General features: G+C 46.5%; 14 protein-coding genes. 7 read left to right on the top strand and 7 right to left on the bottom strand.

Annotated elements, in window-relative coordinates; translation table 11 throughout:
- Nucleotides 1-21 precede the first annotated feature (21 nt).
- The 4 genes from argD to argC are packed head-to-tail and all read right to left on the bottom strand — an operon-like array spanning nt 22 to nt 4192.
- Nucleotides 22-1170 carry an acetylornithine transaminase gene (gene argD / locus ACSW3C_RS15555; protein ID WP_486563708.1) on the bottom strand — a complete coding sequence of 383 codons (1149 nt, stop codon included), beginning with the start codon at nt 1168-1170 and terminating at the stop codon, nt 22-24.
- Complete coding sequence (gene argB / locus ACSW3C_RS15550; protein ID WP_486563707.1) at nt 1167-1940, bottom strand: acetylglutamate kinase; 774 nt, start codon at nt 1938-1940, stop codon at nt 1167-1169. Before argB ends, argD begins: the two co-directional genes overlap by 4 nt.
- A complete protein-coding gene (gene argJ, locus ACSW3C_RS15545) occupies nt 1909-3135 on the bottom strand; it encodes a bifunctional glutamate N-acetyltransferase/amino-acid acetyltransferase ArgJ (RefSeq protein ID WP_486563706.1) in 1227 nt (408 codons plus the stop codon). The genes argB and argJ overlap by 32 nt, the downstream gene beginning before the upstream one ends.
- A gap of 22 nt (nt 3136-3157) precedes the next feature.
- Complete coding sequence (gene argC, locus ACSW3C_RS15540; protein ID WP_486563705.1) at nt 3158-4192, bottom strand: N-acetyl-gamma-glutamyl-phosphate reductase; 1035 nt, start codon at nt 4190-4192, stop codon at nt 3158-3160.
- A 198-nt stretch (nt 4193-4390) separates the two neighbouring features.
- On the opposite strand from argC, the gene ACSW3C_RS15535 reads away from it, so the two are divergent.
- Nucleotides 4391-5170: an SDR family oxidoreductase gene (locus ACSW3C_RS15535; RefSeq protein WP_486563704.1), complete on the top strand. Its 780-nt coding sequence runs from the start codon at nt 4391-4393 to the stop codon at nt 5168-5170.
- 575 nt (nt 5171-5745) lie between these two features.
- Here ACSW3C_RS15535 and ACSW3C_RS15530 read toward each other — a convergent pair.
- Nucleotides 5746-6201, bottom strand: coding sequence for a GNAT family N-acetyltransferase (locus tag ACSW3C_RS15530; protein WP_486563703.1), 456 nt, complete (start codon nt 6199-6201; stop codon nt 5746-5748).
- 112 nt (nt 6202-6313) lie between these two features.
- On the opposite strand from ACSW3C_RS15530, the gene ACSW3C_RS15525 reads away from it, so the two are divergent.
- The 3 genes from ACSW3C_RS15525 to ACSW3C_RS15515 are packed head-to-tail and all read left to right on the top strand — an operon-like array spanning nt 6314 to nt 9390.
- Nucleotides 6314-7228: a DoxX-like family protein gene (locus tag ACSW3C_RS15525; protein WP_486563702.1), complete on the top strand. Its 915-nt coding sequence runs from the start codon at nt 6314-6316 to the stop codon at nt 7226-7228.
- A gap of 1 nt (nt 7229) precedes the next feature.
- On the top strand, nt 7230-7838 hold the full coding sequence (locus ACSW3C_RS15520) for a DUF4166 domain-containing protein (protein ID WP_486563701.1): 609 nt from the start codon (nt 7230-7232) through the stop codon (nt 7836-7838).
- On the top strand, nt 7831-9390 hold the full coding sequence (locus ACSW3C_RS15515) for a YndJ family protein (protein ID WP_486563700.1): 1560 nt from the start codon (nt 7831-7833) through the stop codon (nt 9388-9390). Before ACSW3C_RS15520 ends, ACSW3C_RS15515 begins: the two co-directional genes overlap by 8 nt.
- A 34-nt stretch (nt 9391-9424) precedes the next feature.
- Here ACSW3C_RS15515 and argH read toward each other — a convergent pair whose 3' ends face one another.
- A complete protein-coding gene (argH, locus tag ACSW3C_RS15510) occupies nt 9425-10756 on the bottom strand; it encodes an argininosuccinate lyase (protein WP_486563699.1) in 1332 nt (443 codons plus the stop codon).
- 329 nt (nt 10757-11085) lie between these two features.
- Here argH and ACSW3C_RS15505 point away from each other — a divergent pair, with 329 nt between their 5' ends.
- From ACSW3C_RS15505 to ACSW3C_RS15495, 3 genes are read left to right on the top strand one after another with little or no spacing between them, the layout of a single operon-like run.
- Nucleotides 11086-12000: a cation diffusion facilitator family transporter gene (locus ACSW3C_RS15505; protein ID WP_486563698.1), complete on the top strand. Its 915-nt coding sequence runs from the start codon at nt 11086-11088 to the stop codon at nt 11998-12000.
- Nucleotides 12001-12051: 51 nt separating this feature from the next.
- A complete protein-coding gene (locus ACSW3C_RS15500; RefSeq protein WP_486563697.1) occupies nt 12052-12615 on the top strand; it encodes a branched-chain amino acid aminotransferase in 564 nt (187 codons plus the stop codon).
- Nucleotides 12612-13556, top strand: a complete 945-nt coding sequence (locus ACSW3C_RS15495) for a TRM11 family SAM-dependent methyltransferase (RefSeq protein ID WP_486563696.1) — start codon at nt 12612-12614, stop codon at nt 13554-13556. Before ACSW3C_RS15500 ends, ACSW3C_RS15495 begins: the two co-directional genes overlap by 4 nt.
- Before the next feature lie 81 nt (nt 13557-13637).
- On the opposite strand, the gene ACSW3C_RS15490 is transcribed toward ACSW3C_RS15495, so the two are convergent.
- Complete coding sequence (locus tag ACSW3C_RS15490) at nt 13638-15011, bottom strand: leucyl aminopeptidase family protein (protein WP_486563695.1); 1374 nt, start codon at nt 15009-15011, stop codon at nt 13638-13640.
- Nucleotides 15012-15121: the final 110 nt, after the last annotated feature.

The raw sequence follows: 15121 nt of genomic DNA, 5'->3' as shown, positions 1-15121 counted from the left end.
ACGCCTTAATTCAAGTGTTAATTATGATAAAGTTACCTTCTCCTTCAATACGGAACCAAGGATGTCAACCGCTTCGTCGATTTCCTGCATAGAGACCGTCAATGGCGGGAGCAGCCTGATCACAGTCTGCCCCGCTTGCACGACAAGCAATCCTGATTTCTGCAATTCCTCGATAAAAGGAACAACATCGACTCCGCATTCAATTCCGACTAACAGGCCTCTGCCTTTAAGTTGGAATGGACTCTCCTGAAACACTTCCTGCAGCCGTTTCTGTAAATACACCGATTTCGTGTTCACTTCATCCAAAAATACTGGATCGAAAATATGGTCGACAACCGCTTGAGCGACTCGAACCGCTAATGGATTACCTCCGAATGTCGTGCCGTGTGTGCCGGGACCGAAGGCGTCTGTAAGTTCATCGGTCCCCGCCATCGCGCCAATCGGGAATCCTCCACCCAGCCCTTTCGCAAGCGTCAGGATATTGGGTTTCAGCAAAGTTTGTTCATAAGCGAAACGGGTACCCGTTCTGCCGATTCCCGTTTGGACTTCATCGACGATTAATAGGATTCCTTTAGCGTGACAAATATCGGTGATCACCTTCGCAAAGTCAGGTGTGATCTCATTCACTCCTCCTTCGCCCTGGATCACCTCCAGCATGATAGCACCAACTTCATCTGTCACAGCTTCAGCTAGGCTGTCAGGGTCATTGAATGGCACGGTGACGAAGGAAGGCAGCATCGGACCAAATCCCTGCTTCACCTTTTCCTGCCCCGTCGCCGCCATCGCCCCAAATGTCCTGCCGTGAAAAGAGTGTTCAAACGTAATGATCGTATGCTTGCCAGTATATTTTCTTGCCAGTTTCATCGCCGCCTCATTCGCTTCCGCCCCACTATTGCAAAAGAACATCCGGCTCAAATGAGTGTCTTGCAAGAGGGAAGCGGCAAGCCTTTCCTGCTCGGGGCTTTCAAATAAATTAGAAACATGCCATAATTGCTGGCTTTGCTCATCTAACGCTTTGATTAATGCAGGATGGCTGTGCCCGAGGCTATTGACCGCAATGCCGCTAATAAAATCCAAATAGGATTTGCCATCAGAATCCGTTACGACGGAACCTTTTCCTTCCACAAGATGAATGGGGCGTCTGGCATAGTTCGGAAATAAATGGCTCAACTGAAAACCTCCTCCGCTTCAATGACAGTTCCGACGAGATGCTGATCCGTTATGCGGACGGTTGGAATGCCTTCTTGGATACAATCGAGCGCCGCTTTTACTTTCGGAATCATTCCGCCGTAGATGTCCTCTGTCTCAATCCACTTAACGATATCCCCGACTGTCGCACGTTGCTGGACATTGCCCTCAATTTTGATACCTGGCGTATCCGTCACGAGAAGCAGACTTTCCGCACCGACTGCTAGTGCGACTTTACTCGCTACGGTATCCGCATTAATATTCAACGTCTTACCACATTCAGTGGAACCGATGCAGGAAAAGACCGGAACCACACCAATACCGATGAATTGGTCAATCAATGGTTTATTGACAGACTTGATGTCGCCGACGAATCCATATATGTCTTTATTCAAAAAGCCGCACGTAAATAATTTACCGTCAAACCCGTTCAGCCCGATTGCCACAATTCCTTCCCTGTTCAGCTGATGGACAAGAAGCGGATTGACTGCTCCGACCAATACATTCCGGACGATATCCGCCGACCTTTCGCATGTGACTCGAATCCCTTCCATAATCGTGGACTGTATTTCATTTCTCGCAAGCTCCGCGTTGATGGCGGGGCCTCCGCCGTGGACAATGATGATGTCATAGCCTTCCGCTTGCAGCCGTTTGAAGTTGGTAAAGAAATGGCCGCTCAGACCGCCGAGCATGCTGCCTCCTAATTTGATGACGATGCGCTTACGATCGGTAGGTTGCATTGATTTGGACATAGTCATACGTCAAATCACACCCCCATGCTGTGCCGGAGCCGGATCCTGCATGTAAATGAACGGAGATTTTCACTTCCGGCTGCTTCAAATAATCGGTCAGCTGCTGTTCCGAAAAGAGGACCGGCTCTCCTGCCTTGACGACATATGTTGATCCGATTTGAATGTCGATCTTTTCCGGATCGATTGCCGCCCCGCTATAGCCAACGGCCGCAATAACCCGTCCCCAGTTCGCATCACAGCCGAAAACCGCCGTTTTCACTAAAGGCGAACCGACCACTGTCTTTCCAATTTTCCGCGCCTCTTCATCATTTATTGCTCCGGTCACTTCCACTTCGATCAACTTCGTTGCGCCTTCCCCATCCTTGGCAATCATTTTGGCCAAGTCTTGCGCAACCGCGTGCAATGCCTGCATAAAAGCCGGCCAATCGGGATGAAGAGCTGTCAGCGTTTCATTCTCAGCGAGCCCATTTGCAAGAGCGAGGACCATATCATTTGTAGACGTATCCCCGTCAACAGTAATGGAATTGAATGTCCGGTCTGTGACAGATGACAGCGCCTGCTGAAGATGTTTCGATTCAATATTGGCATCCGTTGTAATAAATCCAAGCATCGTCGCCATATTCGGTTCAATCATTCCTGAACCTTTCGCTGTTCCTGCCACGATGACTTCCTTCCCATCAATTTCAGTTTGATAGGCAATGTTTTTTGTTACTGTATCTGTCGTTAAGATTGCTTGGGAAAATTGAATGGATCCTTCTAAACTGGCAGTGGGCTGGAGCATGTCGATTCCCGCAAGCAACGTCTCCATCTTCAGCTTTTCTCCGATCACTCCGGTAGAAGCGACTCCGACGAGCTGTGGATCAATCCCTAGCTTTTCTGCCGTTTTCTGCTGCATAGTGTATGCGTCTGCCAACCCTTGTTTTCCTGTGCAGGCATTGGCATTGCCTGAATTGATGATGACCGCCTGCATTTTTCCAGTTTCATAGACGACTTGTTTTGTTACCTGCAAGGGAGCCGCCTGGATCTGGTTCGTCGTAAAGACGCCTGCAACACTGGCGGGGATTTCACTGACAAGTAAAGCCAAATCATTTTTCTTATGCTTCAGTCCACAATGCACACCGACCGCTTGAAACCCTTTGGGTGAGACGATATTCCGTTTTGAAATCCGCTTGATTTGTTGAACAGCTACTGTCATACAATCCCCTCCGAATGTTTTATTAAATAAATAAAGGAATGCCGGTCAATCCGGCCGTTTCCTTAAAACCGCATTGGATATTCATATTTTGTATGGCCTGCCCTGCGGCGCCCTTCACCAAGTTATCGATAACAGAAACGATCGTTGCCCTATTCGTCCTTTCATCTACTTTTACGTGGATATCGCAGTAATTGGAGCCATACACTTGATTCGTCCCTATGACGGCTGCATCCCGAATGATCCGTACAAAGGTGCTGCTTTCATATGCAGTTTCAAGACAGTCAAACAAATCCGTCTCTTGTATATCTGCCGTGACTGGCGCATAGCTTGTCGCCATAATACCGCGGGTCATTGGAACAAGATGAGTCGTGAACGTGATGGGTGAAGAAGCCTTGGCAAATTGGCCAATCGCCTGCTCAATTTCCGGGATATGCTGGTGTTCATGCAATTTGTATATCGAGAGGTTTTCATTCGTCTCCGCAAAGTGCGTGATGCGGCTTAGCGAATTGCCGGCTCCTGATACCCCGCTTTTCGCATCGATGACGAGAGAATCCCCGTCGATTACCCCTGATTTCAGCAATGGCAGCAAAGAGAGCAAAACTGCGGTAGGATAACAACCCGGATTGGCGATTAGCTGCGCTTCAGAAATGGCGGAACGGTTCCATTCCGATAGTCCGTACACACTCGCTTCAAGCATTTCCTCCGTGGCGGGCTGCTTCTTATACCAGTGACTATAATCATCTGGATTTTTCAACCGAAAATCGCCCGATAGGTCAATTAACTTCGGCTTCTTCCCAAGCAAAGATGGAAAGAGGGTACTCGTCACCCCTGCCGGCGTACTGGCGAAAACAATGTCCAGTTCCGCCAACAGATCCAATTTTATCGAGTGCAGCGGCACATCGTATAGTCCTCTCAAGTGTGCATACTTGGCAGAGTAATTCACGCCTTCTTCCGAAGAAGTGAATAAACTGATTTGTTCAACCTCCGGATGCCCGTGGAGCAGACGAAGCAGTTCGACTCCACCGTAACCCGTCGCACCAATGATTCCAACCTTCAACACCCTCACCCCTTTTGTGATTATGAATAGTATACTTATGCATAAATATAAAGTCAACTGTATTTTTATTAATTTAACAAACTACTTCTTATGTCCTGGGTAACATCTTGTTTTGCATTCAAGCGGATTATGATATAATATTTTTATTACTTGGTACTAATAGAAGGTGATAGTTTGTCGCCAAATCAGGAGGTCATTATGGAGGATTTGCTGAAGCTGAAAGGGAAAAATATTGTCGTCATGGGTGTGGCAAATGAACGGAGTATCGCATGGGGTGTAGCAAAATCACTTTTCGACGTAGGTGCGAATGTGATTTTCACGTACCGGAAAGAACGGTCTTTAGCAAAGCTGGAAAAGGCATTAGAGAAAGCTGGCTTGGAGCCAAAAATGATCGTCCAATGTGATGTAAATGAAGATGAAAGCATCGAACACGCCTTCACGTTAATTGGCGAAACATTGGGCACGATCCATGGGGTTGTTCACTCCATCGCGTTTGCTCATGCCGAAGACTTACATGCAGATTATATTAATACATCAAGAAGCGGGTACGCATTCGCTCAAGATTCCAGCTCTTATTCTCTTGTTGCGACAGCACGGGAGTCCCGCCGTTTCATGACAGAAGGCGGTTCGATCATTACGATGAGTTATTTAGGCGCGGAACGCGTCTTGGAAGGATACAATGTCATGGGCGTCGCAAAAGCTGCACTTGAAGCATCGGTCCGTTATTTGGCGAGCGACCTCGGTAAGGACGCCATCCGGATCAACGCCATTTCGGCCGGAGCTGTGCGTACCCTATCCGCAAAAGGCGTTCCGTCCTTCAACACCATTCTCGGTCAAATCGAAGAACGCGCACCACTCAAACGCAATATCACAAACGAAGAAGTCGCCAAGATGTCCATCGCCATGTTAAGCGATCTATCTTCTGGCGTAACAGGCGAAGTCATCTATGTGGATGCAGGATATCACATTATGGGATAAAACGAGTCGGCAGGGATGATATGTCCCTGCCGGTTTTTTTGTTTTATTTGATTTGGCGTGGGCGCCTGCTTCAAATTAACTTCAGCTGAACTCCAGTAAATCTGGATGTACGACATTGAATCAATTTGAACGCCATTAAATCAATTTGAACGCCATTAACTCTGGGGGAACGCCAATTAATCGAAACGAACGCCATTATCTCCGGGGGAACGCCAATTAATCGAAACCAACGCCATTAACTCCGGATGAACGCCATTAAATCGAAACGAACGACATTAACTCCGGATGAACGCCATTAAATCGATTTGAACGCCATTAACTCTGGGGGAACGCCATTAAATCGAAACGAACGCCATTAACTCTGGGTGAACGCCATTAAATCGATTTGAACGCCATTAACTTCAGCTGAACGCCAATAAATCGATTTGAACGCCATTAACTCCAGATGAACGCCATTAAATGGAGCGGCTGCTAAGCTTCTTTCAGCCTAATGCACGCTCACTCTCCCTAACCAAATCCACGAACGTCTTATTAATTGATTTCTTATGTACATCTCTGTTCTCTAAACAGTAAATCTACAAATCTAATGGATACACCATGCTGATTTCATCCTCGACCACTTCCCCCGTATGCTGGAAGCCTGCACTTTCGTATAGCTTGCATGCTACTTCATCTTCTTCGTGATAACAAAGAGTGATCGCTTCATGTCTCCCTTCCGTTTCAATCAACGACATCCACTCCTGCAGGGCGGCTCTCCCATATCCCTGGCCTTGATATTGTTCTTCAATCATGAATTGATCCAGCACACAATAGATCTTTCCGTTTTCTTCGTAGTCCCGCTGCATCAGCACGCCTATTGGTAATTCGGCATGATAGATTGCATGGACATGGCTATTTTGGCTCCGGTACACGTATGCCCTTGCCATGATAGTGACGTTCGGAGCGACATACTTGCTCTGCTCTTTCTTCACTTTCAATGAATTAAATAAACGCCAATTGTCTGGCGTAACCTCCCTAAACTGAATAGTCATCATATCTCCTCCCCTAAGGCTTACAATTATTTTACTGGTCCAATGGAAGAAGTCTAGTAAAGAATAGCAAACTAGTAACTTTGCAAAGCTTTTTTCGTCTTATCTATATGAGGTGAATGAATTGAAAAGTAAACCGATTTACGTGGAAATTCATATAGATACTGACGTGGATGCAGTTTGGGAGGCCTCCCAGGATCCGTTTCTTCATTCCCAATGGGATCTGCGCTTTTCTTCCATCACTTATTTGCCGCGGAACGAAGGAGAGCCCCAGTTGTTTACCTATGAAAGAAAGGTTTTGCCGTTCCTTTCTGTACAAGGCTGGGGGAAGAGCTCAGGTGTTTCGAATCAACTCGACGGCAGCCGTTCTTCTGCCCTTCATTTCGGGACGGATCAATGGTATTCTCCCATTAAGGAAGGAAAAGGATATTGGAAGTATGTACCTGAAAACGATGGCACGACATTTTTGACGCAATATAACTATGATGCTACCTTCGGCAAAATGGGAAAGTTTCTTGATACCTTTATCTTCCGTCCGATGATGGGCTGGGCGACCGCCCTCAGTTTTGACGTTTTGAAAAGATGGCTGGAGAAAGGCGAATCGCCGGCTTCCCAGTATTTACGTTTTTTCACTGCGTATGGCTTGTCTATTTTTTTCGCATTTATTTGGATGTACCAAGGCCTCATGCCAAAGCTAATCGGAATGCATCCTGAAGAGCGTTCCATGATTGGTTCCGCGTTGCATTTGACAGATGCCCAATCGGCTAAAGCGGTTATGGTGATTGGCATTATGGAAGTTTTATTCGGTCTTTTCTGGCTCGTTTATCGAAGAAAAAGGCACCTATTTGCTTTGCAGCTAATCGTTTTTCCTCTTTTGACGCTTGGCGCAATTCTATCCAGTCCAGAAATTGCGATTGATCCATTCAATCCCATCACATTCAATCTAGCCTTATTCGTCTTATCCTGGGTTGGCTATGTGAACAGCGATCGTTTGCCTACTGCCACAACATGTAAAAGAAAGCGGGGATAGTATGTCGATCTATAAAGAGATACTTGGGGATCGCTTTGATCAATTGCATCCTAAGCTGCAAAAGCGGTATCGAATCGAGGAAGGCTCCCCTTTTCGCGGGAAGGGGATAATGCATGAAATACAAGGAGGTCCTAAATGGCTTTTTCCTTTATTTTGGCTGGGCGTACGTTGGAAGCTGTTATTCCCGGAACGAGGTCATGCCGTTCCCTTTACGGTGACTAACCGTTTTCAAATGGGAAGAGATGGCGAGCAACAGATCCACTGGGAGCGGATTTTTCATTTTCCAAAGAAAAAGCGCTATTTCAACGCCTTGATGAGTTTGGATAAAGACCGTTCCATCATTAAGGATTACTTAGGGGAGCCCGCCATTGTCTATTCCGATTTACTTTTCACGGTCACAGATAATAAGGAACTGCTTATTCAGTCCAAGGATCAGCGACTTGTGATCGGAAAGCTGGAAATCCCGCTGCCATATCTTTTTCAAGGGCTTGCCACGGTCCATGAAGGATACGATGAATTGCGCGACGTCTATACAATTCACGTCCGAGTTCGTAACCCGTTACTTGGCCATCTCTTTTCATACAAAGGAGAGTTTGTGCAAGATGCGTAACTTTGTTCTGTTTCATCTACTATTACTTTTGGTAATTGCGATAGCAAGTTCCAATCCGTGGCCGTTTCTGCTGTTAACCGTAGCCCAAATTGTATATGTTCCGATCATGCTAAAGCTGTTGATGCGAGATAATTGGTTTGCCCGCATTTATCTGTACTTTGCCATACCGGCTTACGTTTCAGTAGCGCTCTTGCAAATTGTCCAAGTATCATGGGCAATTGTGCCAGCAGGCATCTATTTGCTCTACACACTCGCCGTTGCAACCTATGGGGTCACACGTTTTTTCCAAAGAGGATTTACGAACGCGGAAGAATTTTCAATTGATCTCGGGTTAATCTATCTCGCGATGGGAGGAGCCTGGTTCTTTGCCTTCATTGGCGATATCAACACTGGGTTTTCTCCACTTCTCACTTGGCTGACAGCAATCCATTTTCATTATTCGGCGTTTCTGCTTCCCGTCTTTATCGGACTGGCCGGTCGCATTTCCAAGCCGTCCCGTTTCACCCTTTATGCAGGACTGCTGTTGATTGCCCCGATGCTCGTAGCCATTGGCATCACGTTTTCAAGATGGATTGAGCTGCTATCCGTTTTGGTCTATATCATAGGATTAGTCGGAATGAATTTCATTGTTTGGAGAATTATACGGATCCCCCCGGCTCAGAAATGGCTCATACGAGTGTCGTTTGCGTCCTTGCTGGTGACCATTTTGTTTTCCTTACTCTATGTATTAGGAAATGGATTTGGATTGACCTCCATGACAATTGATGACATGCTGCGCTTCCACGGTATCCTCAATTGCGTCATTTTTGCTTTATTCGGAGTCGCCGGCTGGTTATTGCATATGCCGAAGCCTATTTACCAACCGCCCTCTTTTCCCATCAGTAACATACGTGGTAAGCAAATTGTCGAGCATTTAGGGGCTGCTGGAAGCGGAAAAGGCCTAGTGGACGATATGAAGCTGTATCAATTACAAGGTATCGCTCCTCAAATCGCGGATTTCTATGAGAACACGCGGGAGTACCGTTTATTCGCCACAGTTCGATGGCATGCCTGGTTCAAGCCTTTTGCTTGGATTTATTCATGGATTAGCCGAAGAACAGAGCAGATTAATTTGCCGACGCATGGTCGGCAAGTTGAGATGACGGGAGATGTGATCCAATTGCATGACGAGTTGGATGACAGGGAAGACGTCAGGGCGTGGATACGGAAAGTGGAGGAACAGTATGCCTTCATCGCCCTGTATTCCTTCCATCTTTCTACAGAAGGCAAACCGTATATGAATATTGCGCTGCCGCTTCCTTTTACGAATATGACGGGTGTTTTGGAACTGATTGGTACAGACGAGGGATTGATTTTGACCAGCGAACGCATCTCCCCTACTTCAGATGCAGGCATTTATTTGATTGGCAAGAAAGGGTATCGGTTCAGGCTCCCACTGGAAGAGCATTTTAAGGTGAGCGCAGAGGAAACTGGAACCTTGCAAGCAGAACATAAGATGAAATTGTTCTCAATCCCCTTTTTGACAATCGACTACACCATCTATAGAAAATAACGGCGAGGGGAAACCCCCCGCCGTTTTCATTTGCTTATTGATCCCCTACTTCTTTCATCAAACCTTTATTCCCTTTGGATAAAATATTTTCATAGTCGATGTATTCATAAATATCATCACGGATCGAACCGCTGAATGACGCAAGTTCTTCTACTGTCAAGTCTTCGATCGCCTTGCTTTCTGTTTCGCAATAAAGGATGATCTTGCCTACGATCTCATGGGCATCCCGGAAAGGTGTGCCTTTGCTGACGAGGTAATCAGCCACTTCCGTCGCATTTAAAAATCCGCCTTTGATCGCCGCTTTCATCCGATCTGCATTGACTGTTAACGTTTCAATCATTTTTGACATGATTTCCATACAATCCAGTACCGTATCGAGCGCGTCGAAAAACTGCTCTTTATCTTCTTGCATGTCCTTGTTATATGTCAATGGCAGACCTTTCAATGTAGTCAGCAAAGCGAAGAGCGAACCGTAAACCCGGCCGGTTTTCCCACGAATCAATTCAGCCGCATCCGGATTTTTCTTCTGCGGCATGATGCTGCTGCCTGTTGAATATGCGTCTGCCATCGTAATGAACTTGAATTCCTGGCTGCTCCACAGGATCAATTCCTCGCTCAGGCGGCTCAGGTGCATCATGATGATGGAGAAGTCGGACATGAGCTCCAGCATATAATCGCGGTCGCTGACGCCATCGAGAAAATTATCGACAGGTTTGGAGAAGTTCAGCAGCATGGTCGTGACATTGCGGTCGATTTCATGTGTCGTCCCGGCAAGCGCGCCACAGCCCAATGGATTTTCATCAAGCAATTCCATTGCATTGGAAATCCTTTTTTTATCCCGCTTGAACATTTGCTCATAAGCACCCAAATGATGCCCGAACGTCACGACTTGTGCACGCTGCAAATGGGTATACCCCGGCATAATCACATTATTTGTTTTTGCTTTCGCGTGCAAGGAGTCAATGAGCGTCTGCAAGCCATCCATCACTTCCGCTGCTTTGTTCTTCGCATACAGTCTCATGTCGACCGCCACTTGGTCATTCCGACTGCGGGCCGTATGCAGCTTTTTCCCTGTTTCGCCGACACGTTCCGTTAAATGGACTTCAATAAAGGAATGAATGTCTTCATAGTCCCCTTCAATAGACAGCACGCCCGATTCGATGTCATGCAGAATGGACTCAAGTCCTTGCACGAGGAGGTCGCCTTCTTCTGGTGTCAGCAGATCGCAATGCACTAGCATTGTCACATGCGCCAAGCTTCCCGCAATATCCTCTTTGTATAATCTATAGTCAACCGGCAGCGATGTATTGAACTGCTCCATAATTTCATCGGCCCGGCTTGTAAAACGTCCGCCCCAAAGTTTCATGTATATTCAACCTCTCTTTTGTATATTTATTCACATAAAGTAGTATAAAGATTTTTCTCCGATAACGCAAGGAGACGTGGCATGTTATTCCATACCATGATACTACAAAAAATAATGAATTGGCTTCCTCCTGCCCTTTATCCAGTAAAATCAAAAAGTTGCTCGCTTTCTCTAGGAATGGTATGCTGAAAGGACCGACTTATAAATGAGGGATAATCTTGAATACATCCATCTTACAATACAATGACTGTTTAAATCGCTGAACCCTTGACAACTCTATGTCAAGGGTTTTTGTTTCCTATGGGAAAATTCTAATTGGAGGGCTAACATTGTTGAATACTGAACACAATCACGGACATTCTGTCGCTTCTCTCGTTGCTATTTGGATCAGCCTCATGAGCAATATTGTCCTCACCATTTTAAAAATTATCGTCGGCATCCTGTTTAACAGTCCCGTCCTTTTAGCGGATGGCTTTCATAATGCCGGGGATGTCGCCGCTTCTGCCGCCGCCTTGACATCCATGCGCATCTCGAAAAGACCGGCTGATGAGGACCATCCTTACGGGCACGGGAAAGCTGAAGTGATCGGTTCTGGAATCGTAGCCATCATTCTCGGGATTGCCGCTTTGTATATTGCCTACGAATCCATTATGACATTCTTTGAAGTGCCGGCGAAGGCGAGTGTCATTGCATTAATTACAGCAATCGTCTCACTCGTCTGGAAGCAGGTTCTCTATATTTACACGATGCGGGTCGGTAAAAAGACGAACAGCAAGGGGCTGATTGCTACCGCATACGATCATTTGGCGGATGTGTATGCGTCCCTGGCAGCTGTTGTCGGGATCGGGCTGGCATTGATCGGTGATATCTATCAGATCGGATTCCTGTCATACGGTGATCCGTTTGCCGGTGTCGTCGTATCTGTCCTCGTCTTGCGTCTCGCCTACGAAATCGGCAAGGAATCCATCGACATTTTAATGGAGAAAAATGTGAGTCATGAGCGTCTGGAAGAATTCGCGAAATTGATCCGCTCATTTCCTGAAGTGAAACGGATCGATCGGCTGCGGGCACGGGAACACGGCCACTATATTCTTGTCGATGTCAGAGTAGGAGTCAGCGGGGGACTGACGATCCAGGAAGGGCATGACATTTCCAGCGCCATACGGAACTTGATACTGAAAGAACATGATGACGTCGATGAAGTGCTTGTCCATTTGAATCCTTGGTACCCGGATGAAAATTAGACCAACTTTCAGCGTATGCGCTATACTGGTGAATGAAAAGGAGTTGCTTTTATGTTAAAAGAACGACTAGAGGAACGATTAGCATCAACAGATGGAGCCGTCTCCCTCTTTCCAATCGAGAAAGACTATGCAGAGCGGCACGGTTTGATTTCCACTCAGCATATCGCAGAGAAGGAGTGGAGCTTCCAAACGGTGGAACGCTGTTTGAAAGAAACGGAAGAATTGATTCAAGCAGAATCGGAGAATTTCCTAGATAAACCGATTTCCATATTGCACAATCCGATCGAGGAATTTCTTTATATTGACTCAGATGATTTTCAAACGGTGAAGGTGGACGGGATGGCATTAGAGGTGGACGATGTTTTCAAAGTCTACACTGCCCTGTTTGGCCTGCAGCTTCAGAAAAAATGGCAGGACAAAATACAGTCTTTTATTGACAATAAACTATCGGAAGGTCCTTCCAGTGTGCTGTTTGATACGGACGGCACGTTTAGCGTAAACATCTCCCTGAATGGGCTGGATGGATTCGATGAGACACTGGCGATAAGAGAAGTCGTAGCTCTTATTTACAAGTTTCTTTTTGAGCTTCTTGAAACACTAGAGGTCGGAAATTGAAGCCTGCTAATCAGGAGTTCATTTACACATACATCCGCCACATCGATGAACACGATCTTTGCAGGCTGGAAATGCGGTCTTTTTTTGGAACACATAGCGAGTCGAATGTGTTGAAGAGTGAAGTGGAGATCGATCCAAGCCGTAGCCCATTTATGAAAGAGCGGTTGGAAGTGTTATGGAGTTGCGAGAGCTGGGAAGGGTTCCTTTCTCAAGCTGGAGATTTCATCCCGCCTTCCACGTTCAAAACTACCTGTCTGAATACGATGGATATGGAAGAAACGAAAAAAATTCCTCATCCGGACAGGCGCAAGCTGGAACGCCAATTAGGTGAAGCCATTCAAGGAGAAGCGGATTTGCTGGAACCGTCCATTGAGTATGGTTTTATTCAAATGAAGGGAAAATGGTACTTCGGCTTATTGGAAAGAAGCTTGCCGATTTGGAAGAAACATGAGCAGAAACCTCATATGTATTCAACCGCGCTGAGCACCCGCCTTGCCCGGGCAGTGGCGAATATTGCAGTGCCCCATCCGGCCGGAATCCGTGCTATCGATCCTTGCTGCGGCATCGGCACAGTACTTGTGGAGGCCCGTTCGATGGGAATTGATATTGTCGGCCGGGATATTAACCCCCTTGTTTGTAAAGGATCCAGAAAAAATTTAGCATACTTCGGTTTATCGGGCGAAGTGGTAAAAGGGCCGATTGCTGAAGTAAGCGATACATATGACGTGGCGATCATTGATATGCCGTACAATCTGTTTACACATATTACTTCTGAGGGACAGCAATCCATTCTTACGGAAGCCCGCAGAATTACGGATAAGCTTGTCGTTGTCACGATTGAACCGATGGATCAGATGATTGAAAATGCTGGATTTGCGATTGTGGACAGATGCATTGCTAAAAAAGGCACGTTTGAAAGGCAAGTCGTCGTTTGCGAATAAATCACGAATTTGTATCAATGTAAAAGGTGGAAAAACCGTATTGGTTTCTCCACCTTTTGTTTTTTCGGATATACGTCTCGCTTACTCCGAAATCTTCACTGTATAGTCCGCCAGCAATCTTGCTCCATAGCCCGTTGCAGATTTTGCATAATAGCCCGTTGCAGAGGAATGATCCATCATGCCCGCCATATCGACATGGAGCCACTTGCTGTTTTCCGGCACGAACCGGCGCAGGAATAAACCGGCTGTAATTGATCCTGCAAAATTTAATGTACTAATATTGTTCACATCCGCGTAGTCGCTCGCCAATGTTTTATCATAGGCGTCCACTAGCGGCATCGGCCATACAAAGTCGCCATTTTCGTCTCCGACTTTTTTCATGACATGAGACAATTCCTCGTCTCCGAAAACTCCGCCCAGTCCTGTGCCAAGCGCATTGACAATGGCGCCTGTCAACGTCGCGATGTCTACGATATATTCAGCTTCCAACTCGCCTGCACGAAGTAAGGCATCCGCCAAAATGAGGCGGCCTTCCGCATCAGTATTACCAACTTGGACTGTTGTCCCGTTTTTATAATGAATCACTTCACCAGGATACACTGCCGTGTTATCCGGTGCGTTTTCGACGATTGGAATCAATGCAATGACATTCACTTTTGCATTAGATTGGACGAGCAGCTGCATCGCACCCGCTACTGCTGCCGAACCTCCCATATCCATCCGCATATCGCTTAAATCCTTGCCGCTCTTCAAGCTGATGCCGCCTGTATCGAATGTGACGCCTTTCCCGACTAATGCGACCAATGGCTTGGATGCATCCCCTTGATAGGCAATTTCAACAAAGGAAGGGCTGTACTTGGATCCGCGGCAAACCGTCAACACGCCGTTCATCTCCATTTTCTCCAGCTGCTCCTTGCCGTGGACAGTTACTTCAGCCTTTGTGCCGGCAAATTTCTCCTTCAGTACCTCTGGATACGTTTCCGGGTTCAACACATTGGACACTTCATTCATCAAGTCACGGGAGAAAGCCATAGCCGCTGCACGAATCTGACCAGCTTGAACAGCATCTGCAGAGCCTTCTACTTCCAGTTCAGCCTTGCTGTCGTCCGCTTTGGATTTATATGAATTGAAACAATAGGAACCGAGTTCCCAACCTTCAACAAACGCAGTGACTGCTTTTTCTTTATCAAGCTTTGCAAATGCCTCAGCAATCGTCTCGTCCCCTACTAACGCTTTCTCCACTTTCTGCGCTGCCAAATCGCGAGCGATGTCGCCAGCAATGGAACGGACTTTCTCAAGCGTCAAGTTCTTTTCTTTCACTTCCTTCAGGACAACAACTTGCTCGTCATCAAGCAATAACGAACAATGCGCCCCTTTTTGTCTGGAGACATATTGCTTCCGTGCTTCATTCTCTACTACCCTTTTGTCATTCTCTAATAAAATCGTCACAGCCATTCTCAAAAACCCCCAACTTATTTATTTCGACTCTAGAAGTAGTTTATCATATAGTGAGGATTTTGAAAGAATTATCTTTTATGTGAAATAACAAGGCAAAATGTCGCAAA

It is taken from the genome of Sporosarcina sp. AD_1, assembly GCF_057373025.1.
The sequence above is the reverse complement of the archived record's forward strand: the minus strand, read 5'-3'. Positions and strand labels throughout refer to the sequence as shown.